The organism is Hydrogenophaga sp. FW305-3-2-15-A-LB1, assembly GCF_058787875.1.
This window is the reverse complement of sequence record NZ_JBYTAE010000036.1, coordinates 1-24,394: the sequence shown is the minus strand read 5'-3', so window position 1 is coordinate 24,394 and position 24,394 is coordinate 1. Positions and strand designations below refer to the sequence as shown.

The window sequence follows — 24,394 nt, the reverse complement described above, 5'->3', positions numbered from 1 at the left end:
TCAGACATCGTGAATCCGGGTCTCACCCGGGTTGGAATACAGGTCCACCACGCGGCAGTCGCCGCACATCTTCAGGCGCTCCAAGGCCTCGCCCTGGAACATCGCATGGCCCGAGAGCTTGGCCAGCATCACCTCGATGCCCTTGAGCGTGCCAAAAGGCTTGGCACAGCGGATGCAGTGGTACGGCTGAGCCTCGTTGAGCACGCGCAACTGCTTGCGCTGCTCACCCAGCAGGAGACGCGGTTGCAGCGTGATCGCGTCCTCCGGACAGGTGCTGGCGCACAGGCCGCACTGCACGCAGTTCTTTTCGATGAAGCGCAGCTGCGGGCGCTCGGTGTTGTCTTGCAAGGCGCTGGCCGGGCAGGCGCTCACGCAGCTCAGGCACAGGGTGCAGGTGTCCTTGTTGACCGCGATCGTGCCGAGCAAGGACGCGCCGGGCAGCGCGATGGCGTCCATCGGCGCGCGCTGGACCGCGCTGTCCTGCATCAGGTGGTCGAGCGCGAGTTCCACGGTCGCGCGCTTTTCGGCCTGGATGGCGAAGGTTCCGCGGCGCTTCACGGTCTGCGCCGGTGCGTCGCCGAGCTCGGCGTCCAGCGCCTTCACGTCCTTCGCTTCGATCAGGCGGAAATGACGGCCGCCGTAGCCCAGGCCGCTCACGATGGCCTGCGCCACGTCCATCTGCGCGCGCACCGCGTCGCGGTACTGCGGCGCTTCGTCGCCGGTCATCAGCACCCAGACCTGCGAGGCGCCATAGGCGAAGGCGGAGAGCCACACGTCCAGCCCGATGGAGGCGGTGTGCCACAGCGGCACCGGGATCGCGCGCGCGGGCACACCGCGCACGGCCTTCTTGTCCAGCGAGGCCGCGCGCCCGAGTTCACCGATGAGCGCGCCGCCCGCTTCCTCGCTGTGCAGCAGCACGGCGGCGTCTTTGCCGCCGGCCTTGGCGTAGGTGGCCAGCAGGGTGCGCAGCTTCACGCCCTGCTCGCTCGCTCGCGGGTAGGCGTACGACAGCGCGCCGGTGGGGCACACCGTGGTGCAGGCGCCGCAGCCCACGCAGAGGTTGGGGTTGACGACGATCTGGTTGCGCTTGATCTCGCTGCGGATCGCCAGCGCCGAGCAGATCTCCACGCAGGCGTTGCAGCCCACGGTCTCGTTGCGGCCGTGCGCGCACAGCTTCTGCTTGTAGGTGAAGAACTTGGGTTTCTCGAACTCGCCGACCAGGTCGCGCAGTTGCACGACGGTGGCCATGGCGGCCTCGGCCTGCAGGCCGCCGCGCAGGTGGAAGTAGCCCTGCGGGTGCGCGTGCTGGGTGAAGGCGGGAGCGTCGCGCAGGTCGAGCACGATGTCGAAGCGCTCGCTGTGGGTCTGCGGCTCGCGCTGGAAGTTGATCGCACCCACGGCCTCGCAGGCCTTCACGCAGGCGCGGTGGTCCTGGCACTTGGCCAGGTCGATCTGGTAGTCCAGGCCGATGGCGCCTTCCGGGCAGGCCGCCACGCAGGCGTTGCAACGCGTGCAGAGGTCGAGGTCGATCGGGTTGTCGCTGCGCCATTGCACGTCGAACGCGCCCAGCCAGCCTTGTACCTGCTCCAGCGCGCCCGCGATCACGGGGTAACGCCGCGCCTGCATGCCCTGCCCGCCCGTGGCCAGGAGGCTGACCTCGAGCACGTCGCCCACCAAGCCGGCGATGCGCTCGCTCTCGTCCAGCGCGCCGATGATCAGCAGGCGCCCCGCGCTGTGGTAGGTGACGGTGGGCACCGGCTCGGGATCGGGCAGGCGCGCCGCCGCCAGCAGCGCGGCCATCTTCGGCATGGCCTGCGCGCCTTCGCGGCCCCAGCCGCCGGTCTCGCGGATGTTCACGAAATGGATCGGCCGCACGTCCAGCGGCACCGCGCCCTCGGTCTGTTCCGAGAGTTCGGTGAAGAGCCGGCTTTCCTGCGTGCAGGCCACCACGAGCTCATCCTTGCTGCGGCAGGCCTTCTGGAAAGCGGGCGCGTCGCGGCGGCACAGCGTGGTGTGCAGGCTCAGGTCTTCATCCAGCGCGTCGCCCAGAACCTGGGGGTTCAGGGACATCGTCTGGTTGCAATTGCAGATCAGCGTGGTCATCGTGGGGTGCCGCGTCGTGGGCGGCAGCAGTGGGCTCGCGGGGGTCGGCGGCGACAGGGGCGTCGTCGACGGCGTCGTTGGCTTCGGCCTGTTCGGCGGCCGTTGTGTCGGGTGGTGTATCGGTGGCCGGTGTGGCGGTGGCGGCGGCGGGCTTGGGCTCGTTGGGGTCGTCCACCAGCTTGAGGAACTGCGCGCCCACCATCTTGGCCATCTCGGCGGCCGTGATGGGGCTGGGCTGGGAGTAGTCGTCGATGTAGATGTCCAGCCCGTCCATCACGTTGTAGTGCGGGTCGGTGAACAGCTTCTTCACGGCGGCGTTGCGCACGTCGGCAGGCACGTCGCGCGCGACGAAGGCCGAGTAGTCCGATTCGGGCGTGAGGCGGGCCACGTCGTCCAGCGTGAGCGCGGGTGGCGGCTCGGCAGGTGTTTCGGCGGGCGCGGTCACCAGCTCAGGCATCGGCGGCGCCACCACCGCGGCCGCGGCCGCGACCGGGGCCACGGGTGGGGCGGGCGGCTCGGGCGGCAGGGGCTCGCCACTGCGCACCTGCACCTTGCGGCGCGACCAGCGCGAGAAGAAATTGCTGCTGTCGTCTTCGGCGGCCATGCTCACTCTCCGGGCGGCCCACCGCCACGCAGCTTGCTGGTGCTGATGCGTACGGGTTGGCCGAAGCGGTCGGTCAGCGGCTTGAAGCTGTCGGGCCGCTTGCGGCGCTTGGGTTCGGGCTGGTAGGTGGTGTCCACAAAAGCGCGCAGCCAGCCCACCACCTCGTCGGGCGCGGCGACCTGGTCCACGCGCTCCTGCGCGTCGAGCCAGCGGCCGGCATCGTGGTAACTCAGCGTGACGATCTGCGGCACCGCCATGGGCTCGCCGTCGAGCAGGCGCGCTTCGTCAGCGCGCCAGAACACCCAGAAGCAGGGGTTCGGGCTGTTGAGGTTGAGGAAGTAACCCTCGGCGTCGTCGCGGAACAGTTCGACACGAAAACGCGGGAACAGCCAGTGCGTGGCCTGCGCGTCGACGCCCTGGGTGTTCACGGGCTCGACCGCCTGCGGTTCGTGGCTCTCGTGCTCGGGTGCCGGGCCGGTCTCGTCGGGATCGCTGCGCACCATCACGTCGGCCAGCACCCAGCGCCAGGCCTGCCAGCGGCTCATGGGCCCACTCACCGGCTCGCGCCGCATCACCACATCGACCTCGATGGCGGGTCGGCTGCGGGTGGGGGACGACATATGTTCGATCTGCATACGGAGACCGACTGTAAGCCATACCCCTGGGAGAAGTACCCCTTCGGGCGTTTCTCCCCGCCCCACGGTGTGACATGCGCGGGGAAACCCTGAGTGCAACGCCAGCCCGAAGGTCGGTGGTGACCGGGTGGCCCGCCGCAGCGAAGTCAAGGGGGAGGCGGCACCAGCCGCCGGAGGACATTCGCGGAGGCGGGCCACCCGGTCGCCACCGACCGCCGCCACGCCAACGCGAAACGCAACTCAGTACGTCTCGAGGTGCAGGCGTCCTTCGCGCTTCAACGCGCCGCCGATCGTTTCCCAATTCAGGCCAGCGCCCTGCGCCACATCGCGCAACGCGAGCACCACGCCCTCTTCCATGCTCTTGAGGCCGCACACATAGAAATACGTGTTCGGGTCCTGCAGCAGCACGGCCAGGTCGGCCGCGCGCTCGCGCATCACGTCCTGCACGTAGCGCTTGGGCTGACCGGGCGTGCGGCTGAACGCGAAGTTGGTGTCGATGAAATCCTTGGGCAGGCTCTGCAGCGGGCCGAAGTACGGCAGCTCTTCCTGCGTGCGCGCGCCGAAGAACAGCAGCAGCTTGCCGCCTTCGAACTTGCCCGAGGCGCGCAGGCGCCGGCGCCACTCGGTCATGGCGCGCATGGGCGCACTGCCGGTGCCGGTGCAGATCATCACGATGTTCGAGCGCGGGTGGTTGGGCATGAGGAAGCTGGTGCCGAACGGCCCGATCACCTCCACCTTGTCGCCCACCTTGAGATCGCACATGTAATTGCTCGCCACGCCACGCACCGGTTCGCCGTCGTGGTCTTCGAGCACGCGCTTGATGGTGAGCGACAGGTTGTTGTACCCCGGGCGCTCGCCGTTGCGCGGGCTGGCGATGGAGTACTGGCGCGCGTGGTGACGGCGGCCGATGTCGTCCACGCCCGGCGGCACGACGCCGATGCTCTGGCCTTCCAGCACCGGGAAGGGCATGGCGCCGAAATCGAGCACGATGTGGTGGGTGTCGTAGTCGCTGCCGGCGGTCTTGCCGACTTCGGTCACGCGCACATTGCCCACCACGGTGGCGGTCACGGTCTTCTGCGTGGCCTTGGGACCGTAGAGGTTGCTGTAGGCGTGCGCGGCCGACCAGGGCGGCAGCGTCGCGCCGAAGGCCGACGAGTTGAAGGCCTCCTCACCGCTGGGGTCTTTCGCCACCGCGGGCGCGGCGGCGGGCGGCGCGGCCACGGACACGTCGGCATCGGCATCGGCCAGGCCTTCGAGCTCTTCGGGCGGCAGCTCGGCCGGCAGCGATTCCCAGGTGAGCTGCTCGGCGGTCGTGTAGGCCCGCACGCGCGGCATCATGCGCCAGTTGTCGATCGAGCCCGTGGGGCACGGCGAGATGCAGTCCATGCACAGGTTGCACTTGGACGCGTCGACCACGTAGTTGAGGTTGTCGTGCGTGATCGCCTGCACCGGGCAGATCGCTTCGCAGGTGTTGCAGCGGATGCAGATCTCGGGGTCGATCAGGTGCTGCTTGATGACAGCGGCTTCGGCAACAGCGTTCATGATGGTGTCTCCATGCGGTCGAGACAGTGTAGGAGAGAGGGGCGCGCCGCGGGGTGCGGCGCGCAGAGGTTCAACCAAACCGGACGTATTCGAAATCCACCGGCTGGCGGTTGATGCCCATCACGGGCGGCGCGATCCAGCCGGCGAACTTGCCGGGGTCGACCACGCGGCCCATGAGCGAGGCGACGAAAGCGAAGTCTTCCGGCGTCGGCAGCCATTCGCTCTTCTTCGCGGCCCACTCGGCCTCGCTCACCACGCGGCCTTCGGGCGACATCTTGATGCCCGCGAGCGCGCCGATCTGGCGGTTGAAGGCCTTGTGCGGCACGGTCAGGCGCGTGGGGATACCGGCTTTTTCCAGCACCTTGTTCCAGCGGTTCACGCCAGCCACGGAGTCGGCGATGAAGTCGTCGCGCAGCACTTCGTTGAGCGCGTTGAGCATGGGCACGTCCTTCTCGACGAGCTGGCCGTCCTTCACTTCGAGCACCTTGTAGGTCTGGCCCTTGAGCACGTGGTCGTCGGTGCGCTTGCCTTCTTCGTAGCGGCCCTTGAGGCCCGAGCTGTAGAAGATGGCGGCGTTGCTCGACTGGTCGGCGCCGAACAGGTCGATGGTGACGCTGTAGTGGAAGTTCAGGTAACGCTGGATGGTGCCCAGGTCGATGGCGCCGGCGGCACGCACCTTCTGCGCGTCGTCGGTCTTGAGTTCGTTCATCACCTGCGCGGTGCGCGTGAGCACGCGCGAGACGCCGCTCTCGCCCACGAACATGTGGTGGGCTTCTTCGGTCAGCATGAACTTGGTCGTGCGGGCCAGCGGGTCGAACGCGGATTCGGCCAGGGCCGACAGCTGGAACTTGCCGTCGCGGTCGGTGAAGTAGGTGAACATGAAGAAGGCCAGCCAGTCTGGCGTCTTCTCGTTGAACGCGCCCAGGATGCGCGGGTTGTCCTGGCTGCCCGAGGTGCGCTGCAGCAGCGCCTCGGCCTCTTCGCGGCCGTCGCGACCGAAGTGCTTGTGCAGCAGGTAGACCATGGCCCATAGGTGGCGGCCCTCTTCCACGTTGATCTGGAACAGGTTGCGCAGGTCGTACATGCTGGGCGCGGTCAGGCCCAGGTGGCGCTGCTGCTCGACCGACGCGGGCTCGGTGTCGCCTTGCGTGACGATGATGCGGCGCAGGTTGGCGCGGTGTTCGCCGGGCACGTCCTGCCAGGCCTTTTCACCCAGGTGGTCGCCGAAGTGCACCTTGCGCTCGGCGTCGCCCGGGTTCAGGAAGATGCCCCAACGGTAGTCGCGCATCTTCACGTGGCCGAACTGGGCCCAGCCTTGCGGGTCCACGCTGACCGCGGTGCGCAGGTAGACCTCGTGGTTGGTCGAACCCTCGGGGCCCACGTCGTCCCACCAGTTGATGAAGTTGGGCTGCCAGCCTTCGAGCGCGCGCTGCAGCGTGCGGTCTTCGCTGAGGTTGACGTTGTTGGGGATCTTCTCGCTGTAGTTGATCGAGCTCATGTCGTGCTTCCTCGGGTTCGGTGGCTGGAATGAAATCAGACGCGGTTGAAGTCGAAGGCGGCCTTGTCGCCCTTGCCATAGACCTTGAGTGCGCCCTTTTCGCCGACGGCGTTGGGGCGGATGAAGATCCAGTTCTGCCAGGCGGTGAGGCGGCCGAAGATGCGGGTGGCCATGTTTTCCTTCTGCGCGAAACGCAGGTTGGCTTCCAGGCCGGTGAGCGCGTCGGGCGACATGGAGGCGCGCTCTTCGAGCGCCATGCGCACTTCGTCGGCCCAGTCGATGTCGTCGGGCGCGGCCGTCACCAAGCCCAGGGCCAGCGCGGCGTCGGCGTCCAGCGCCTGGCCGATGGCACCGCGCGCGGCTTCCATCGGGGCCGTTTCTTCGTAGAAGCGGCGCTGCAGGCGCGACTGCTCGTTGACCATGGGCAGGAAGCCGAAGTTGAACTCGCCCAGCTGCAGCTTGGGCGCGGCATCGGCGTCGTCGGGCAGGGCCAGCATGTAGGCGCGGTCGGCGCAGAAGGCCAGCTCGGCCAACGAGCCGGCGAAGCAGGAGCCGGACTCGATCAGCGCGAACAGGCTGCGCGAGGACACGTCCAGGCGGGCGAAGGTGCGGCGCATCAGGCCCAGGGTCTCGCGCACCAGCCAGTGGTCCTTGTTCGCGAGCATCAGCGCGTCGCTGGCGAGCACGGCGGCGGCGTCGCCTTCGGTCTTGAGCAGCCAGGTGCCGATGTCGAGTTCGTTGGTGCGCAGGCAGAGGATGGCGTCGTCGAGCTCGCGCGCCATCTGCAGCGGCCACCAGGCGGCGCCCGCAGCCTCGATGCCGGCGATGTCTTTCGGCTGCGCGCCGGTGGGCGCCTTCACGGTGAGGGTGACGTTGCGCTTGGCGCGGTCGATCGCCACGTTCACATATTGGTAGCTGATGCCGTCGGCGCTGTCGGTGCGCTCGACGCGGGTCAGGGCCACGCCCTTGCCGGCGGCCGGGCGGTCGCTCTTGGCGGCCAGCGCGGCGGCGCGCTCTTTCACGTGGGCGGCGAACTGCTGCGGCTTGGCAATGGAATCGACCAGGCGCCAGTCCACGGCCTTCTGGCCGCGCACGCCTTCGCTGGTGGTGCAGAAGATGTCGGCCAGGTCGTGGCGCACGTGGCGCTTGTCGGTCACGCGGGTCAGGCCGCCGGTGCCGGGCAGCACGCCGAGCAGCGGCACTTCGGGCAGGGACACGGCGGAGGAGCGGTCGTCCACCAGCACGATCTCGTCGCAGGCCAGGGCCAGCTCGTAGCCACCGCCGGCGCAGGCGCCGTTGAGCGCGGCGACGAACTTCAGGCCGCTGTATTGGGAGGAGTCTTCGATGCCGTTGCGGGTTTCGTTGGTGAACTTGCAGAAGTTCACCTTCCAGGCGTGGCTGGAGAGGCCGAGCATGAAGATGTTGGCGCCGGAGCAGAACACGCGGTCCTTGCCGCTGGTGACGACCACGGTGCGCACTTCAGGGTGTTCGAAGCGCACGCGGTTGAGCGCGTCGTGCAGCTCGATGTCCACGCCCAGGTCGTAGCTGTTGAGCTTGAGCTTGTAGCCGGGGCGGATGCCGGCGTCTTCGTTGATGTCGACGGCCAGGGTGGCGACATCGCCTTCAAACGACAGCTTCCAGTGGCGGTACTGGCTGGGGTCGGTGCGGTAGTCGACGGCGGGGGGCGTGGCGGTGGCGCTCATGGGGTGTCTCCGGGCAGGTGTCTGAGGTCGATGGCGGTCCGCAGGGGACTGCGGCGGGATCAGGCCCGAAGACCTGCACTCAAACGCCGGTCCGAACCTGGTGATGTGAATAATAATTCACAAAGTCAAAAACGTCAATGCACTTTCATGCATGTTTTTCTTCAAGCCCGATCGCCTCGCGCACCTGGGCCCGCAGCGCGTGGAAAGCGTCTTCCAGGTTGTAGGCGCTGGTGTCGAAGGCCATGTCGGCCTTGGAATAGAAGGCCGAACGCCCGGCCAGGATGCGCTTGAGGTCTTCCATGGCCTCGCGGCTCGCGGCCATGGGCCGCAGGTCGCCCTGGGCCGCCACGCGGCCCATGTGGTCGGCCGGGTCGGCCTGCAGCCAGACCGTGGTGCAGTGGGACAGCAGCAGGTTGAAGTTGGCCGCATCGGACACCAGGCCACCGGGGGTGGCGATCACCACCTCGGGGTAGATCTGGATCGCCTCTTCCAGCGCGCGGCGCTCGTAGCGGCGGTAGGCCGGCGTGCCGTAGAGGGAGTGGATCTCGTTGATGCTGCAGCCGGCGAATTTCTCGATTTCGCGGCTGAGCTCGATGAAGGCAAAACCCAGGTCGTCGGCCAGCCGCTGGCCCAGGGTGGACTTGCCCGCCCCGCGCAGGCCGATGAGGGCGATGCGCGCCTTGCGCCCGGGGTCGCCGCCACTGGCCGCGCCGCCGCCCAGCAGGCTGCCGATGGCGATGCGGGCCCGGCGCAGGTCGGCTTCGTTGCGTTTTTCCAGCAGCTCACGGATCAGCAACCATTCCGGTGAGCTTGTGCTCACATCACCCAGCAGCTCGGCCAACGAGCATTGCAGCGCCTGTGCCACCTGCAGCAGCACGAGGATGGACGCGTTGCCGGTGCCGTACTCGAGGTTGGCCAGGTGCCGCTCGGACACATCGGCCGCGATCGCCACCGCCTTGCGCGTCATGCCCCGGCGCGAGCGCAGAGTGCGCACGCGCTCGCCCAGCGCCACCAGAAACGGGTGGCGCTCTTCTTCGGCGCCGGGCTGCTTGGCCTCGCTGGCGGCCATCACGCCGGTCGCGTCGATGTCCATGGTGGGCTGACCTTTCTGTGGATCGGTTGGGCGGGAAAAACCCTTTGAGGGCTTGCCATTCGGCAAAACATGCACTTTAATGCACAATCCGCAAAACGCAAGATAGTGCATTTATAGCGCCATTCTCCCCCCGCGGCCAGTGCCCCGGGGTCCGCCATCACCCACCGAGACAACCACCATGACCCCCTCTTCCCTGCTCCCCAACTTCCTCGGCGGCCAATGGCAGACCGGCACCGGCGCGGGCACGCCTTTGTTCGACCCGGTGCTGGGCACCGAACTCGCCCGTGTGAGCAGCGCCGGGCTGGACCTCGCCGCCGGTTTCCGGTTCGCCCGCGAACAGGGCGGCCAGGCCTTGCGCGCCCTGAGCTACGGGGAACGCGCCGGGCTGCTGGCGGCCATCGTCAAGGTGCTGCAAGCCAACCGCGACGCCTACGACGAGATCGCCACCGCCAACTCGGGCACCACCACCAAGGACTCGGCGGTGGACATCGACGGCGGCATCTTCACGCTGGGCTACTACGCCAAGCAGGGCGAGGCCCTGGGCGGCGCGCGCGCGCTGCTCGACGGCGAGCGCATCCGCATGGGCAAGGACCCGGTGTTCCAGACCCAGCACGTGCTGCAGCCCACGCACGGCGTGGCGCTGTTCATCAACGCCTTCAACTTCCCGAGCTGGGGCCTGTGGGAAAAGGCCGCGCCCGCCCTGCTCTCGGGCGTGCCGGTGATCATCAAGCCCGCCACGGCCACCGCGTGGTTGACCCAGCGCATGGTCAAGGATGTGATCGACGCGAACATCCTGCCGCCGGGCGCGCTCTCGGTGGTCTGCGGCTCCTCCGCAGGCCTCATGGACCAGCTGCAACCCTTCGACGTGGTCTCGTTCACCGGCTCGGCCGACACCGCGCGCATCATCCGCAGCCACCCGGCCGTGGCCGAGCGCTCGGTGCGTTGCAACATCGAGGCCGACAGCCTCAACAGCGCCCTGCTCGACCCGGCCGCCACGGCCGACAGCGAGGCCTTCAACCTGCTGGTGAGCGAGGTGGTGCGCGAGATGACGGTGAAGGCCGGCCAGAAGTGCACCGCGATCCGCCGCGTGTTCGTGCCGCGCGCGCTGTACGACGCGGCCGCCCAGGCCATCGGCGCCAAGCTCGCCAAGACCAGCGTGGGCAACCCGCGCAACGAGGGCGTGCGCATGGGTTCGCTGGTGAGCCAGGAGCAGAAGGCCAGCGTGCTCGAAGGCATCGCCAGGCTGCGCACCGAAGCCGAGGTGTTGTTCGACGGCAGCGGCGCTGCCCTGGTGGACGCCGACGCGGCCGTGGCGGCCTGCGTGGCGCCCACGCTGCTCGGCTCGCGCGAACCCGCGAAGGCGAAGGTGCTGCACGAGGTCGAGGTGTTCGGCCCGGTGGCCACGCTGATGGCCTACGACGGCATCGAACAGGCCTACGAACTCATTCGCCGCGGCGAGGGATCGCTGGTGTGTTCGGTCTACAGCGCCGACCCGGCCTTCACCGCCAGCGCCGCGCTGGAGCTGGGCTCGGCCCACGGCCGCGTGCACGCCATCTCGCCCGACGTGGCGGCCAGCCAGACCGGCCACGGCAACGTGATGCCCATGTCGCTGCACGGCGGCCCGGGCCGCGCCGGTGGCGGTGAAGAACTCGGCGGCCTGCGCGCGCTCGGCTTCTACCACCGCCGCAGCGCGGTGCAGGCCAGCAGCGCCGCGCTGGACGCCCTGGCCGCCTCGGCGGTAGCCTTGAAGTATTGAGCCCGAACCCCGCGAACCGCAGAGGAGACAACCCCATGGACACCACCGTCGCGCCGCCCCCCGAGCGCTTCAACTTCGCGCGCCACCTGCTGGACCTCAACAGCGGCCGCGCGGCCAAGACCGCCCTGATCGACGACCAGGGCCAGCTGAGCTACGGCGAGCTCGCCGACCAGGTGCGGCGGTTTTCCGCCGCGCTCAGCGCCTTGGGCCTGCGCCGCGAAGAGCGCGTGCTGCTGCTCATGCACGACAGCAGCGACTGGGTGGTGGCCTTCCTCGGTGCGCTGCATGCGGGCGTGGTGCCGGTGGCGGTGAACACCCTCCTGACCGCGCAGGACTACGCGTACATGATGGCCAACAGCCGCGCCCAGGCCGCGCTGGTGTCGGCCGCGCTGCTGCCCACGCTGCAGACCGCGCTGGACCACCTGAGTGCCCAGGGCGGCCACGAGGTGAAACACGTCATCGCCTCGCGCGCCACGGGCGCCCTGCCCGAGGGCGTGCACCACTTCACCACCCTGGTGGGCAGCCACGCACCGGCGGCGCAGGCCGCCGACACGCACGGCGACGAGCCCGCGTTCTGGCTGTATTCCTCGGGCTCCACCGGCGCGCCCAAGGGCACGGTGCACACCCAGGCCAACCTGTACTGGACCGCCGAGCTGTATGGCAAGGGCGTGCTGGCGCTGCGCGAGAACGACGTGGTGTTCTCCGCCGCCAAGCTGTTCTTCGCCTACGGCCTGGGCAACGCGCTGAGCTTCCCGCTCACCGTGGGCGCCAGCGTGGTGCTGATGGCCGAGCGCCCGACGCCGCAGGCCTGCTTCAAGCGCTTCAAGGACCAGCAGCCCACGGTGTTCTACGGCGCGCCCACCGGCTACGGCGGCATGCTCGCCGCTGCCGACCTGCCGAAGAAGAGCGAGGTGGCCCTGCGCCTGTGCTCCTCGGCCGGCGAGGCCCTGCCGCAGGACATCGGCCAGCGCTGGACGAACCACTTCGGCGTCGAGATCATCGACGGCATCGGCTCCACCGAGATGCTGCACGTGTTCCTCTCCAACCGCCCCGGCGACGTGCGCTACGGCACCACCGGCAAACCCGTGCCGGGCTACCAGATCGAACTGCGTGGCGAGCACGGCCAGCCCGTGGCCGACGGCGAGATCGGCGACCTCTACATCAAGGGCCCGAGCGCCGCGCTGATGTACTGGAACAACCGCGGCAAGAGCCGCGACACCTTCCAGGGCGGCTGGACCAAGGCCGGCGACAAGTACACGCGCGACGTGGACGGCTACTGCACCTACGCGGGCCGCAACGACGACATGCTCAAGGTCAGCGGCATCTACGTGAGCCCGTTCGAGGTGGAGGCCACGCTGGTGCAGCACCCCGCCGTGCTCGAAGCCGCCGTGATCGGCAAGACCGACGCCGACGGCCTGACCAAGACCAAGGCCTTCGTGGTGCTCAAGGCCGGCGCTCAGGCCACCGAAGCCGAACTGCAGGCCTTCGTGAAGGAAAAGCTCGCGCCCTACAAGTACCCGCGCTTCATCGAGTTCCTGCCGGAACTGCCGAAGACGGCCACGGGCAAGATCCAGCGCTTCCGGTTGCGGGAGCGGGAGACAGGGACCTGACGACCTGGCCAAGCAGGCCGGACGACAGAAGCGTACAATAATGCGTACCTGTACAAGAAGGAGTACGCATGAACACCATCAGCTACAGCGCCGCCCGAGCCAACCTGGCCACCACCATGGACCAGGTGTGCGAGGACCATGAGCCCATGATCATCACCCGGGGCGGAGAACGTTCGGTGGTGATGCTCTCGCTGGAAGACTACAAGGCGCTGGAAGAAACCGCCTACCTGCTGCGCAACCCCACCAACGCACGGCGCCTGCTGTCGTCGGTATCCCAGCTGGCCGCCGGGAAGGGAAGCGAGCGGGGGCTGGCCGAGTGAAGCGGGTGTTCTCGGACGAAGCCTGGGAAGACTACCTGTACTGGCAAAAGCAAGACCGCAAAATGGTCGAGCGCATCAACAAGCTGATCCGCGAGGTGATGCGAGAGCCTTTTGCCGGCGTGGGCAAGCCCGAACCGCTCAAGCACGCGCTGTCGGGTTTCTGGTCCCGGCGCATCACGGACGAGCACCGCATGGTGTACCGCATCGAAGGCGATGCGCTGCAACTGGCCCAGTTGCGGTACCACTACTGACGGCAGGAAGGCCTCAGGTGTCCTTCGAAATCTTGATCGAAGGGAACTTGCTGGAGAAGTCCTTGGACTTGGCCGCGATCTTGATCGCCACCTGCCGCGCCACACCCTTGTAGAGGCTGGCGATCTCGCCCTCGGGGTCGGCCACCACCGTGGGCATGCCGCTGTCGGCCTGCACACGGATGCTCATGTTCAGCGGCAGCGCGCCCAGGTAGTCCATGCCGTATTCGGCCGCCATCTTCTTGCCGCCGTCGGCGCCGAAGATGTGCTCCACGTGGCCGCACTTCTCGCACACGTGCACCGCCATGTTCTCCACGATGCCCAGGATGGGCACGCCCACCTTCTCGAACATCTTGATGCCCTTGCGCGCGTCGAGCAGCGCGATGTCCTGCGGCGTGGTCACGATCACGGCGCCGGTGAGCGGCACGCGCTGGCTCAACGTGAGCTGGATGTCGCCGGTGCCCGGCGGCATGTCGACGATGAGGTAGTCGAGGTCGCTCCAGTTGGTCTGGCGCAGCAGCTGTTCCAGCGCCTGCGTGGCCATGGGGCCGCGCCAGATCATGGCTTCGTCGCGGTCGATCAGGAAGCCGATGGAGATCACCTGCACGCCGTAGTTTTCCAGCGGGTCCATGGTCTTGCCGTCCGAACTCTCGGGCCGGCCTTCCACGCCCATCATCATGGGCTGGCTGGGGCCGTAGATGTCGGCGTCCAGGATGCCGACCTTCGCGCCCTCGGCGGCCAGCGCCAGCGCGAGGTTGACGGCGGTGGTGCTCTTGCCCACGCCGCCCTTGCCCGAGGCCACGGCGATGATGTTCTTCACGTTGGGCATGAGCTGCACACCGCGCTGCACGGCGTGCGCGACGATCTTGGTGCCCATGTTGACCGAGACGTTGTCCACGCCGGGCACGCTCTTGGCCGCCGCGATCAGCGCGCGGCGCAGCGACGGCAGCTGGCTCTTGGCCGGGTAGCCCATTTCCACCTCGAACGAGACATCGCCCTCGGCCACCTGCAGGTTCTTCACCGCCTTCGTGGAGACAAAATCCTTGCCGGTGTTCGGATCGACAACGGCTTGCAGCGCGGTCAGCAGTGCCTGGGAATCAACGGCCATGGGAAACGGTCTCCTGAGAGGGGGTGGGGTATCGGTGTTGTGAGGGGTGCGGGAGCGTGGGGAAGTCTAACGTGACCCCCGGGTCAAGGGCATACACACAGGCGCCATGAGGGCATCGGCCCGTAAAATGGCCGGTTCCCCGACAGAAAGCCCTTCCCATGAGCCAGCGACGCCTGTTCGTCACCACCGCCCTGCCCTATGCCAACGGCCATTTCCACATCGGCCACATCATGGAGTACATCCAGGCCGACATCTGGGTGCGTTTCCAGCGCATGCAGGGCCATGAGGTGAACTTCGTCTGCGCCGACGACGCGCACGGCGCCCCCATCATGATCGCCGCCGACAAGGCCGGCAAAACCCCGCAGCAGTTCGTGGCCGACATCGCCGCCGGCCGCAAGCCCTACCTGGACGGCTTCCACATCGGCTTCGACAACTGGCACAGCACCGACGGCCCGGAAAACCACGCGCTGGCCCAGGACGTGTACCGCGCGCTCAAGGCCAACGGCCTGATCGAGACGCGCACCATCGAGCAGTTCTTCGACCCCGAGAAGAACATGTTCCTGCCCGACCGCTTCATCAAGGGCGAGTGCCCGAACTGCCACGCCAAGGACCAGTACGGCGACAACTGCGAGGTCTGCAGCAAGGTCTACAGCCCGACCGACCTGATCAACCCCTACTCGGCCCTCTCGGGCGCCAAGCCGGTGCTCAAGCAGTCGGAGCACTTCTTCTTCAAGCTCTCCGACCCGCGCTGCCTGGCCTTTCTTGACCAGTGGACCCAGAGCGGCGCGGTGCAGCCCGAGGTGCTCAACAAGATCAGCGAGTGGATCGAACCCGGCGAGGACGGCAAGCCCAGGATGGGCGACTGGGACATCAGCCGCGACGCGCCCTACTTCGGCATCGAGATCCCGGACGCCCCGGGCAAGTACTTCTACGTGTGGCTGGACGCGCCGGTGGGCTACCTGGCCTCGCTGAAGAACCTGTTCGACAAGACCGGCCGCGACTTCGATGCCTTCATGGCCGACCCGAGCACCGAGCAGTACCACTTCATCGGCAAGGACATCATCACCTTCCACACCCTGTTCTGGCCCGCGATGCTGAAGTTCAGCGGCCGCAAGGTGCCCAACGCGGTGTTCGTGCACGGCTTCCTCACCATCAACAACGGCGAGAAGATGAGCAAGAGCCGGGGCACCGGCCTGGACCCGCTGAAGTACCTGCAGCTGGGCATGAACCCCGAGTGGCTGCGCTACTACCTGGCCGCCAAGCTGAGCAGCCGCAACGAAGACATCGACTTCAACCCCGAAGACTTCATGCTGCGCGTGAACAGCGACCTGGTGGGCAAGTACATCAACATCGCCTCGCGCGCGGCCGGCTTCATCGCCAAGCGCTTCGAGGGCCGCCTGGGTGAGGTCTCGGCCGACGGCGACGCGCTGCTCGACCACCTGCAGAGCGCCGCGCCCAGCGTCGCCGAGCTCTACGCCGAGCGCGAGTACGGCAAGGCGCTGCGCGAGATCATGCTGCTGGCCGACCGCGTGAACGCCTATGTGGACCAGAACAAACCCTGGGAACTCGCCAAGCAGGAGGGCATGGACGGCCGCCTGCACGACGTGTGCACCACCTGCATCGAGGCTTTCCGCCTGCTCACGCTCTACCTCAAGCCGGTGCTGCCCGCGCTCGCCGCGCAGGTGGAGGACTTCCTGCAGGCCGCGCCGCTGCAGTTCGCCCACACCACGCGCCTGCTCGGCAAGGGGCACGCGATCAAGGCCTACCAGCACCTGATGCAGCGCGTGGACGTGAAGCAGCTCGACGCCCTGTTCGAGCCCCCACCCGCGCCCGCGCAGGCCGCCACGGTGCCGGGGGGCGAGCCCATCGCCGACACGATCACCATCGACGACTTCGCCAAGATCGACCTGCGCATCGCGCAGATCGTGAACTGCGAGGCGGTGGAAGGTTCGAGCAAGCTGCTGCGCCTCACGCTCGACGTGGGCGAGGGCCGCACGCGCAACGTGTTCAGCGGCATCGCCAGCGCCTACGCGCCCGAAGACCTGGTGGGCAAGCTCACCGTGGTGGTGGCCAACCTCGCGCCGCGCAAGATGAAGTTCGGCGTCAGCGAAGGCATGGTGCTGGCCGCCAGCCACGCCGACGAGAACGCCGAACCCGGCATCCACGTGCTCAACCCCTGGCCGGGCGCCACGCCGGGCATGCGGGTGCGCTGAACGGCGGTCCGCCCGTGTTCAAACCGATCCGGGGCTTCACCAGTCTGCAGCGCACGCCGCAGACCGATCTGAAGCTCGGCTCGGTGCTGGCCTTCGTGGCCGGAGCGGCCAACGCGGGCGGCCTGCTGGCCGTGGGCCAGTACACCTCGCACATGACGGGCATCGTGTCCTCGGTGGCCGACCACCTGGTACTGGGCGAACTCACGCTGGCCCTGGCCGGCCTGGGCTCGGTGCTGGCCTTCCTGCTCGGGGCCATGACCACGGCCTGGCTGGTGAACTGGGGCCTGCGCCGCGAACTGCGCAGCGCCTACGGCCTGCCCCTGGTGCTGGAGGCCGCCGCGCTGCTGGTGTTCGGCCTGTTCGGTGCCGCCATGGGTTTCATGACGCCGGTCTTCCTGCCGCTCACCGTGGTGCTGCTGTGTTTCATCATGGGCCTGCAGAACGCGGTGATCACCAAGATCTCGCGCGCGACCATCCGCACCACCCACGTCACCGGCCTGGTGACCGACCTGGGCATCGAGCTGGGCAAGCTGCTCTACGTGAACCGGCAACCGGGCGCCGCGCCGGTGCGGGCCCACCGCGGCCGGCTGCGCGTGCACGGCCAGCTGATCGCCTGCTTCTTCTTCGGCGGGCTGGCCGGCGCGCTGGGCTTCAAGCACCTGGGTTTCATCAGCACCCTGCCGCTGGCGCTGATGCTCCTGCTGCTGGTGATGCGCCCGGCACTGGACGACTGGCAGCGGCTGCGGGCAGCCGCCTGACGCCGCCGCTCAGCGGTTCTTGTCCAGGTCCGGGTCGCGCACCGACATCGTGCGCACCACCTTGAGGTCGGCGTCGAACACCACGGTGAAGACCTGGGACTCGCCCACGTTCGGGCTTTCGAAGTAGCGCCAGTCGTAGTGCGTCTCGCGCTTGAGCGCGTAGGTGGTGATCTTCATGGGCTTGCCCAGCATGCGGCGCACCGCCTCCATGGGCATGCCGGGCTGCACCTGGGCAAAGGTGCGCGGGTTGAGCACCTGGCGCAGCGAGGCCATCTTGCCGTCCGGGCCGATGGTGATCATGTAGTTGGTGTGGCCCGCGGGCTGGCGGTTGTACTCGTAGATCTGCGCGCCGTCCTCGCCTTCCCACACCGCCTCGGGCGCGCCGAAGCGATCGCGCACGTCGGCCTCGGTGGACACACCCTCTTCCAGCTCGCTGATGTTCTGCGGGTCGCAGGCCGCGAGCAGGCCCGCCAGGCCGAGCCCGCCCAGCAACGCCAGCGCGCCACGCCACGTCTTGCCCATCGCCGCTGTTCGCATGTCGGTCCTTGTCCAGATCAAAAGGCCAGTCTAATGCCCGACCCCATGGCTCAAGCTTGGCGGGCGGCACGAACCGTAGCCAAAGGTAACATCGGCCCATGTTCCAAGGCCTGCCGCCCCTGGCGCCGTTCCGCCCCCGCCTGCTGAAAGACCTGCAAGGCTACAACCGCGACAAGCTCGCGCGCGACGTGGGTGCGGGTGCCACGGTGGGCATCGTGGCGCTGCCGCTGGCCATGGCCTTCGCGATCGCCAGCGGCCTCAAGCCTGAGGCCGGTCTGTGGACCGCGATCATCGCGGGCTTCCTGATCTCGGCCCTGGGCGGTACATCGATGCAGATCGGCGGCCCGGCCGGCGCCTTCATCGTCATCGTCTACGGCATCGTCGAGCGCTACGGCGTGGCCAACCTGCTGATCGCCACCGCCAGCGCGGGCGTGTTGCTGTTCCTGCTGGGCCTGTTCCGCCTGGGCACGCTGGTGCGCTACGTGCCGGTGAGTGTCGTGATCGGCTTCACCAACGGCATCGCGGTGCTGATCGCGCTGTCGCAGGTGCGCGACCTGCTCGGGCTGGACATCGCGAAGATGCCGGGCAGCTTTTTCGGTCAGATGAAGGCCCTGGCGCAGCACCTCGACAGCTTCAACCCCTTCGCCTTCGCGCTCGGCGGCCTGTGCGTGCTGGGCCTGTTCGTCTGGCCGCGCCTGTGGGCGGTGGACTTCCAGTTCCGCCGCCAGATCGAGAAGCTGGACCGGGTGAGCGCGCTCAAGGCCACCTCGCGCCTGCCCGGCCCGGTGGTGGCCCTGGTCACGCTCACGCTGCTGGCCTGGGCCCTGAGCCTGCCGGTGGAGACCATCGGCACGCGCTTTGGCGGCATCCCGCGCGGCACGCCGGCCTTCGAGCTGCCCGACTTCTCGTGGGAGACGGTGCGCCTGCTGGTCACGCCCACGCTGACCATCGCGCTGCTGGGCGCCATCGAATCGCTGCTGTGCGCGCGCGTGGCCGACCAGCTGAGCGACGCGCCCAAACACGACCCCAACCAGGAGCTGATGGCGCAAGGCATCGCCAACGCCGTGGTGCCGTTTTTCGGCGGCATGCCCGCCACCGGCACCATCGCGCGCACCGTGACCAACATCCGCTCGGGCGCCGCCTCGCCGGTGGCCGGCATGGTGCACGCGCTCACGCTGGCCGCCGTGGTGCTGGTGGCCGCGCCCCTGGCGTACCACATCCCGCTGGCGGTGCTGGCCGGTGTGCTGCTGTTCGTGGCCTGGAACATGGGCGAGTGGCGCGAGTTCGGGCGCCTGAGGCAGTTCAGCAACCACTACCGGTTGATGCTGCTGTCCACCTTTTTCGTCACCATCGTCTTCGACCTCACCGTGGCGGTCGAGCTCGGCCTGGTGCTGGCGGTGGTGCTGTTCGTGCGCCGCCAGAGCGAGATCTTCCGCGCCGAGCCGGTGGCGCGCACCGAGCAGCAGGCCACCTACAAGCTCTACGGCTCGCTGTTCTTCGGCGCCGTGGCCAAGATCGACCCCATCGTCGCGGACGTGGAGCGCTCGCCCACGCCGATCAACGTGATGCTGGACGCCAGCCACATGATCTCGCTCGACACCACCGGGCTGGACGCGCTGGAACAGCTGCACAAGGCGGTGCACAAGCGCGGCGGCCACCTGGGCATGGTGGGCCTGCACGCCCAGCCGCGTTCGCTGATCGAACGCTCGGGCTTCGCGGGGCGGCTGAACACCTTCCAGTGAGGCCCCGGGGCGGCCCGGTAAAATCGGCCTCTTTCCCCCCGCGCACCACCGAGCCCACCATGTCCATCTTCCGCCGCCCCGACTACCAATCCGACACGACGCAGTTCATCGAACAGCTCAAGGCCGGCAAGCCGGGGCTGGAGCAGTCGCAGCGCCAGGGGCGCGCCCTGCTCTGGGACAAGCAGATCGACCGCGAATTCCAGGCCAAGGCCGAGGCCGCCCGCGTGCCCCAGCAGCCCTACGTCTACCAGACCGCTTCCGACCACGCCTGACCGGCCTCCTGAATGAGCGATCCGCACACGCTCAACGAGGCCCCTCAGGGCCTGGACGATGTCCTGCCATCGGTGGTGGACCACGTGGCGCTGGCGCGGCTCTACGGCGAACCGCTGTTCGCCATGCCGCGCGACCTGTACATCCCGCCGGACGCGCTGCAGATCTTCCTGGAGGCCTTCGAGGGCCCGCTGGACCTGCTGCTCTACCTGATCCGCAAGCAGAACTTCAACATCCTCGACATTCCGATGGCGGCGGTGACCCGCCAGTACCTCACCTACGTCGATGAGATCCGCGCCAGCAACCTGGAGCTGGCGGCCGAGTACCTGCTGATGGCGGCCATGCTGATCGAGATCAAGTCGCGCATGCTGCTGCCGCCCAAGAAGACGGCCGAGGGCGAGGAACCGGAAGACCCGCGCGCCGAGCTGGTGCGCCGCCTGCTCGAGTACGAACAAATGAAGCTGGCCGCGCACCGCCTGGCCGACAGCCCGCAGTACGGCCGCGATTTCCTGCGCGCCCAGGTCTATGTGGAACAGGCGCTGGCGCCGCGCTTCCCGGACGTGAACGCGATCGACCTGCAAAGCGCCTGGCGCGACATCCTCAAGCGCGCCAAGCTCGTGCAGCACCACAAGATCAGCCGCGAGGAGCTCTCGGTGCGCGAGCACATGAGCATCGTGCTGCGCCACCTGCAGGGCCGCAAGTTCGTCGAGTTCGGCGAACTGTTCGATCCCTCGCAAGGCTCGCCGGTGCTGGTGGTCACCTTCATCGCCATGCTCGAACTCGCCAAGGAAACGCTGATCGAGCTGACCCAGGCCGAGGCCTTCGCCCCCATCTACGTGCGGCTCGCCTACACCCCTGCATGAGCACCCCCACGCTCCGCCGCTGCGCGGGTCGCTGCCCCCCGAGGGGGCTGGGCCGCCTTGGGAGCGGCCCGGCGTCGGCCCTGTCCCTCTTCCTCCTCTCTCCGCCATGACCGACCAACACCGCTTCGACGTCCTCATCATCGGCAGCGGCCTGGCCGGTCTCACCGCCGCGCTGCACCTGGCCAAGACCCACCGCGTGGCGGTGATCACCAAGCGCGCGCTCAGCGACGGCTCGAGCAACTGGGCGCAGGGCGGCATTGCCGCCGTGCTGGCCCAGGGCGACAGCGTGGCCTCGCACGTGGAAGACACCCTGGTGGCCGGCGCCGGCCTGTGCGACCTGGAAGCCACGCAGTTCACGGTGGAGAACGCCCCGGCCGCCATCGCCTGGCTGCAGGAACTCGGCGTGCCGTTCTCGCTGGAAGACGGCGAGCTGCACCTGACCCGCGAGGGCGGCCACAGCCACCGCCGCATCGTGCACGCGGCCGACGCCACCGGCGCGGCGGTGCAGGCCACGCTGATCGATCGCGTGCGCGCCACGCCCGAGATCCAGCTGTTCGAGCACCACATGCTGGTCGACCTCATCACCGACCGCAAACACCCGGGCACCGATGGCCAGCCGCGCTGCTTCGGCGCCTACGTGCTGGACACCGAGCGCGACGAGGTCCTGACCTTCAGCGCCACCCATACCGTGCTGGCCACGGGCGGCGCGGGCAAGGTCTACCTCTACACCACCAACCCCGACACCGCGACCGGTGACGGCATCGCCGCGGCCTGGCGCGCCGGCTGCCAGGTGGGGAACATGGAATTCATCCAGTTCCACCCGACCTGCCTGTACCACCCGCACGCCAAGAGCTTCCTCATCACCGAGGCGGTGCGCGGCGAGGGCGGCCACCTCAAGCTGCCGCCCCACCTGGGCAGCCACCGTTTCATGCCCGACCACGACCCGCGCGCCGAACTCGCGCCGCGCGACGTGGTGGCGCGCGCGATCGACTTCGAGATGAAGAAGCACGGGCTGGACTGCGTGCACCTGGACATCTCGCACCAGCCGCCCGAGTTCCTGCACGAGCACTTCCCCAACATCCTCGCGCGCTGCGCCGAGCTGGGCATCGACATCACGCGCGAGCCGATTCCCGTGGTGCCGGCCGCGCACTACACCTGCGGCGGCGTGGTGACCGACCTTGCCGGCCACACCGACATCGCCGGCCTGTACGCGGTGGGCGAAACCACCTGCACCGGCCTGCACGGCGCCAACCGCCTGGCCAGCAACTCGCTGGTGGAGTGCATGGTGTTCGCGCAAGGCGCGGTCAACGCGATCCGCAACGCCCCGGCGGCGCCGGCCGCGCCGGCCGCGCCGCTGTGGGACGACAGCCGCGTGACCGACGCCGACGAGCAGGTGGTGATCTCGCACAACTGGGACGAGCTGCGCCGCTTCATGTGGGACTACGTGGGCATCGTGCGCACCAACAAGCGGCTGGAGCGCGCGGCCCACCGCATCGCGCTGCTGCAGCGCGAGATCCAGGAGTTCTACTCGCAGTTCCACGTCACGCGCGACCTGCTGGAGCTGCGCAACCTGGTGCAGGTGGCCGACCTGATCGTGAAGTCCGCCCTGTTGCGGCACGAGAGCCGAGGCCTGCATTTCAGCCGCGACTACCCCGGGCTGCTGCCCGAGGCGAAACCGACGATCCTCGTTCCCCCGAGCCGATAAACCGGGTTCAGGCCGCGCCGATGTTCGGGATGAGCGCGCCGGGGTTCTGACCGTTGCGCTGCGCACCGGTGAAGGCCAGCATGCGGTCGATCGGCCGGCGCGCCAACGGGATCAGCGCCGGGTCGACGTGGATCTCGTTGAGGCCTTTTTCCAGGATCTGCGCCACGCCCGCCAGGCCGTTCATGGCCATCCAGGGGCAGTGCGCGCAGCTCTTGCAGGTGGCGCTGTTGCCGGCCGTGGGCGCCTCGATGAACACCTTGCCCGGATTCTGCTGGCGCAGCATGTGCATCATGCCGTTGTCGGTCGCGACGATGAACTCGGGCGCGTCCAGCGTGCGCGCGGCCTTCAGGATGGCCGAGGTCGAGCCCACGGCATCGGCCAGCGCGATCACGTCGGCCGGGCTTTCCGGGTGCACCAGCACCTTGGCTTTGGGGTGCTCCTTCTTGAGCGCTTCGAGCTCGAAGGCCTTGAACTCATCGTGCACGATGCACGAGCCGGTCCACATCACCATGTCGGCGCCGGTCTCGCGCTGGATGTAGGCCCCCAGGTGCTTGTCGGGCGCCCACAGGATCTTGTGGCCCTTCTCCTTGAGCGCCTGCACGATGTCGAGCGCGCAGCTGGAGGTGACCAGCCAGTCCGAGCGCGCCTTCACGGCCGCGCTGGTGTTGGCGTAGACCACCACGGTGCGGTCGGGGTGGGCGTCGCAGAAGGCGTTGAACTCGTCGATCGGGCAACCCAGGTCAAGCGAGCAGTTCGCATCGAGGTCGGGCATGAGCACGGTCTTTTCGGGGCTCAGGATCTTGGCGGTCTCGCCCATGAAGCGCACGCCCGAGACCACCAGCGTGGTGGCCGCGTGGTCGCGGCCGAAGCGCGCCATCTCCAGCGAATCGCTCACGATGCCGCCGGTCTCGATGGCGAGGTCCTGCAGGTCGGGGTGCACGTAGTAGTGCGACACCATGACCGCGTTGCGCTCCTTCAGCAACTGGCGGATGCGCTCCTTGAGCGCGGCGCGCTGCTTCGGGCCGGGCTCGACCGGCACGCGCGCCCAGGCATGCTGCGTGGGGCAGGCCGGCTGTTCGTATTCCACGTCGATGACGGAAGGATCTGCGGTGTTCATGGGGTCGTTGTGTCTCGGAGTTCCGACGCCTCAGAGCGTCTGGAAACGCATGGAAAAGTCGGTGGCCTTGACGTCCTTGGTGAGGGCGCCGACAGAGATGCGGTCGACCCCGGTTTCTGCAAGGGCCCGCACGGTGTCCAGGTTCACGCCACCGGAGATTTCAAGAATCGCGCGGCCGGCGTTGAGCCGCACCGCCGCGTGGAGCGTGGGGATGTCCATGTTGTCGAGCAGCACCATGGTGGCGCCGCAGGCCAGGGCCTCTTCGAGCTGGGCCAGGGTCTCGACCTCGATCTCGACAAAACGCGCCTCCGGCGCGGTCTCGCGCACGCGCTGCAGCACCTGGGCCACGCCGCCGGCCGCGGCAATGTGGTTTTCCTTGATCAGCACCGCGTCGTACAGGCCGATGCGGTGGTTCACGCCGCCGCCGGCCTTCACCGCGTATTTCTGGGCCAGGCGCAGGCCCGGCAGGGTCTTGCGCGTGTCCACGATCTGCGCGCGCGTGCCGGCCACGGTGTCGACGAAGGTGGCGGTCTTGGTGGCCACGGCCGAGAGCAGCTGCAGGAAGTTGAGCGCGGTGCGCTCGGCCGTGAGCAGCGCCTGCGCGCGGCCTTCGATGGCGAGCACGGTCTGGTCGGCGGCGCAGCGCTGGCCTTCGCCCACGTGCCAGGTCAGCGTGGCCTGGGGGTCGAGCGCGTGCACGGCGGCTTCCACCCAGGGCGTGCCGCAGATCACGGCCGCTTCGCGCGCCAGAATGCGCGCCTGCGCGGGGCGCTGCGCGTCCACCAGCGCGGCGGTCAGGTCACCCGCGCCCACGTCTTCGGCCAGCGCCAGCGCCACGTCGCGCCGGGCCAGCTCCTGCACGTCGGCCTGGGTGAATTCAGAGAGGTGTTTCATGGGGCGCAAGCATAGCGGTTTGGTCTATAGTGCCCGATTCTCACCCACCCCCAACCCCTGCGGGATTTCCAGATG

21 protein-coding genes are annotated in these 24,394 nt (G+C 68.3%); 10 read left to right on the top strand and 11 right to left on the bottom strand.

Translation table 11 applies throughout. The features are described 5' to 3' along the window. The 7 genes from AC3WPZ_RS12860 to AC3WPZ_RS12830 all read right to left on the bottom strand — a co-directional run bounded on the left by AC3WPZ_RS12860 (position 1) and on the right by AC3WPZ_RS12830 (position 9,178). The gene (locus AC3WPZ_RS12860; protein ID WP_492439914.1) at positions 1 to 2,070 is read right to left on the bottom strand and encodes a 4Fe-4S binding protein; all 2,070 of its coding nucleotides are present in this window, start codon (positions 2,068 to 2,070) and stop codon (positions 1 to 3) included. Continuing rightward, positions 2,030 to 2,707 (bottom strand): DUF3306 domain-containing protein, encoded by a 678-nt coding sequence (locus tag AC3WPZ_RS12855; RefSeq protein WP_382323421.1) that lies wholly within the window; start codon positions 2,705 to 2,707, stop codon positions 2,030 to 2,032. The genes AC3WPZ_RS12860 and AC3WPZ_RS12855 overlap by 41 nt, the downstream gene beginning before the upstream one ends. A gap of 2 nt (positions 2,708 to 2,709) precedes the next feature. Beyond that, on the bottom strand, positions 2,710 to 3,327 hold the full coding sequence (locus AC3WPZ_RS12850) for a DUF3305 domain-containing protein (protein WP_382323420.1): 618 nt from the start codon (positions 3,325 to 3,327) through the stop codon (positions 2,710 to 2,712). Positions 3,328 to 3,582: 255 nt separating this feature from the next. Further along, positions 3,583 to 4,884, bottom strand: coding sequence for a benzoyl-CoA 2,3-epoxidase subunit BoxA (gene boxA, locus AC3WPZ_RS12845; RefSeq protein WP_382323419.1), 1,302 nt, complete (start codon positions 4,882 to 4,884; stop codon positions 3,583 to 3,585). A gap of 70 nt (positions 4,885 to 4,954) precedes the next feature. After that, entirely contained in the window at positions 4,955 to 6,382 is a 1,428-nt protein-coding gene (gene boxB / locus AC3WPZ_RS12840; RefSeq protein ID WP_382323418.1) for a benzoyl-CoA 2,3-epoxidase subunit BoxB, read from the bottom strand. Between the two features lie 35 nt (positions 6,383 to 6,417). After that, a complete protein-coding gene (gene boxC / locus AC3WPZ_RS12835) occupies positions 6,418 to 8,085 on the bottom strand; it encodes a 2,3-epoxybenzoyl-CoA dihydrolase (protein WP_444688405.1) in 1,668 nt (555 codons plus the stop codon). 145 nt (positions 8,086 to 8,230) lie between these two features. After that, complete coding sequence (locus AC3WPZ_RS12830; protein ID WP_382323417.1) at positions 8,231 to 9,178, bottom strand: helix-turn-helix transcriptional regulator; 948 nt, start codon at positions 9,176 to 9,178, stop codon at positions 8,231 to 8,233. A gap of 178 nt (positions 9,179 to 9,356) precedes the next feature. Here AC3WPZ_RS12830 and AC3WPZ_RS12825 point away from each other — a divergent pair, with 178 nt between their 5' ends. The 4 genes from AC3WPZ_RS12825 to AC3WPZ_RS12810 all read left to right on the top strand — a co-directional run bounded on the left by AC3WPZ_RS12825 (position 9,357) and on the right by AC3WPZ_RS12810 (position 13,115). Beyond that, entirely contained in the window at positions 9,357 to 10,934 is a 1,578-nt protein-coding gene (locus AC3WPZ_RS12825; protein ID WP_492439912.1) for a 3,4-dehydroadipyl-CoA semialdehyde dehydrogenase, read from the top strand. A 35-nt stretch (positions 10,935 to 10,969) separates the two neighbouring features. Beyond that, a complete protein-coding gene (locus tag AC3WPZ_RS12820) occupies positions 10,970 to 12,544 on the top strand; it encodes a benzoate-CoA ligase family protein (protein ID WP_492439910.1) in 1,575 nt (524 codons plus the stop codon). 68 nt (positions 12,545 to 12,612) lie between these two features. Then, positions 12,613 to 12,864 (top strand): type II toxin-antitoxin system Phd/YefM family antitoxin, encoded by a 252-nt coding sequence (locus AC3WPZ_RS12815; protein ID WP_382323414.1) that lies wholly within the window; start codon positions 12,613 to 12,615, stop codon positions 12,862 to 12,864. After that, a complete protein-coding gene (locus AC3WPZ_RS12810; protein ID WP_382323413.1) occupies positions 12,861 to 13,115 on the top strand; it encodes a Txe/YoeB family addiction module toxin in 255 nt (84 codons plus the stop codon). Before AC3WPZ_RS12815 ends, AC3WPZ_RS12810 begins: the two co-directional genes overlap by 4 nt. Positions 13,116 to 13,128: 13 nt before the next feature. Here the strand turns inward: AC3WPZ_RS12810 and apbC are convergent, their stop codons facing one another. Continuing rightward, complete coding sequence (gene apbC / locus AC3WPZ_RS12805; protein WP_492439909.1) at positions 13,129 to 14,220, bottom strand: iron-sulfur cluster carrier protein ApbC; 1,092 nt, start codon at positions 14,218 to 14,220, stop codon at positions 13,129 to 13,131. 158 nt (positions 14,221 to 14,378) lie between these two features. Between apbC and metG the strand changes: the two genes are divergently transcribed. Then, complete coding sequence (gene metG / locus AC3WPZ_RS12800) at positions 14,379 to 16,433, top strand: methionine--tRNA ligase (protein ID WP_492439907.1); 2,055 nt, start codon at positions 14,379 to 14,381, stop codon at positions 16,431 to 16,433. A gap of 14 nt (positions 16,434 to 16,447) precedes the next feature. Then, on the top strand, positions 16,448 to 17,191 hold the full coding sequence (locus AC3WPZ_RS12795) for a YoaK family protein (protein ID WP_291115017.1): 744 nt from the start codon (positions 16,448 to 16,450) through the stop codon (positions 17,189 to 17,191). A gap of 9 nt (positions 17,192 to 17,200) precedes the next feature. On the opposite strand, the gene bamE is transcribed toward AC3WPZ_RS12795, so the two are convergent. Then, a complete protein-coding gene (gene bamE / locus AC3WPZ_RS12790) occupies positions 17,201 to 17,728 on the bottom strand; it encodes an outer membrane protein assembly factor BamE domain-containing protein (RefSeq protein ID WP_382323411.1) in 528 nt (175 codons plus the stop codon). Between the two features lie 98 nt (positions 17,729 to 17,826). Here bamE and AC3WPZ_RS12785 point away from each other — a divergent pair, with 98 nt between their 5' ends. From AC3WPZ_RS12785 to nadB, 4 genes are all read left to right on the top strand, one after another. Beyond that, positions 17,827 to 19,470: a SulP family inorganic anion transporter gene (locus tag AC3WPZ_RS12785; RefSeq protein WP_492433028.1), complete on the top strand. Its 1,644-nt coding sequence runs from the start codon at positions 17,827 to 17,829 to the stop codon at positions 19,468 to 19,470. Positions 19,471 to 19,529: 59 nt separating this feature from the next. Continuing rightward, complete coding sequence (locus AC3WPZ_RS12780; protein WP_492439905.1) at positions 19,530 to 19,742, top strand: DUF3460 family protein; 213 nt, start codon at positions 19,530 to 19,532, stop codon at positions 19,740 to 19,742. Between the two features lie 12 nt (positions 19,743 to 19,754). Further along, positions 19,755 to 20,603 (top strand): segregation and condensation protein A, encoded by an 849-nt coding sequence (locus tag AC3WPZ_RS12775; protein ID WP_382161177.1) that lies wholly within the window; start codon positions 19,755 to 19,757, stop codon positions 20,601 to 20,603. 106 nt (positions 20,604 to 20,709) lie between these two features. Then, complete coding sequence (gene nadB / locus AC3WPZ_RS12770) at positions 20,710 to 22,308, top strand: L-aspartate oxidase (protein WP_492433025.1); 1,599 nt, start codon at positions 20,710 to 20,712, stop codon at positions 22,306 to 22,308. Positions 22,309 to 22,315: 7 nt separating this feature from the next. Here nadB and nadA read toward each other — a convergent pair whose 3' ends face one another. Both nadA and nadC read right to left on the bottom strand, forming a co-directional pair. Further along, positions 22,316 to 23,425 carry a quinolinate synthase NadA gene (gene nadA / locus AC3WPZ_RS12765; protein ID WP_382323408.1) on the bottom strand — a complete coding sequence of 370 codons (1,110 nt, stop codon included), beginning with the start codon at positions 23,423 to 23,425 and terminating at the stop codon, positions 22,316 to 22,318. A 30-nt stretch (positions 23,426 to 23,455) separates the two neighbouring features. Then, entirely contained in the window at positions 23,456 to 24,319 is an 864-nt protein-coding gene (gene nadC / locus AC3WPZ_RS12760) for a carboxylating nicotinate-nucleotide diphosphorylase (protein WP_444688413.1), read from the bottom strand. Between the last annotated feature and the right edge of the window lie 75 nt (positions 24,320 to 24,394).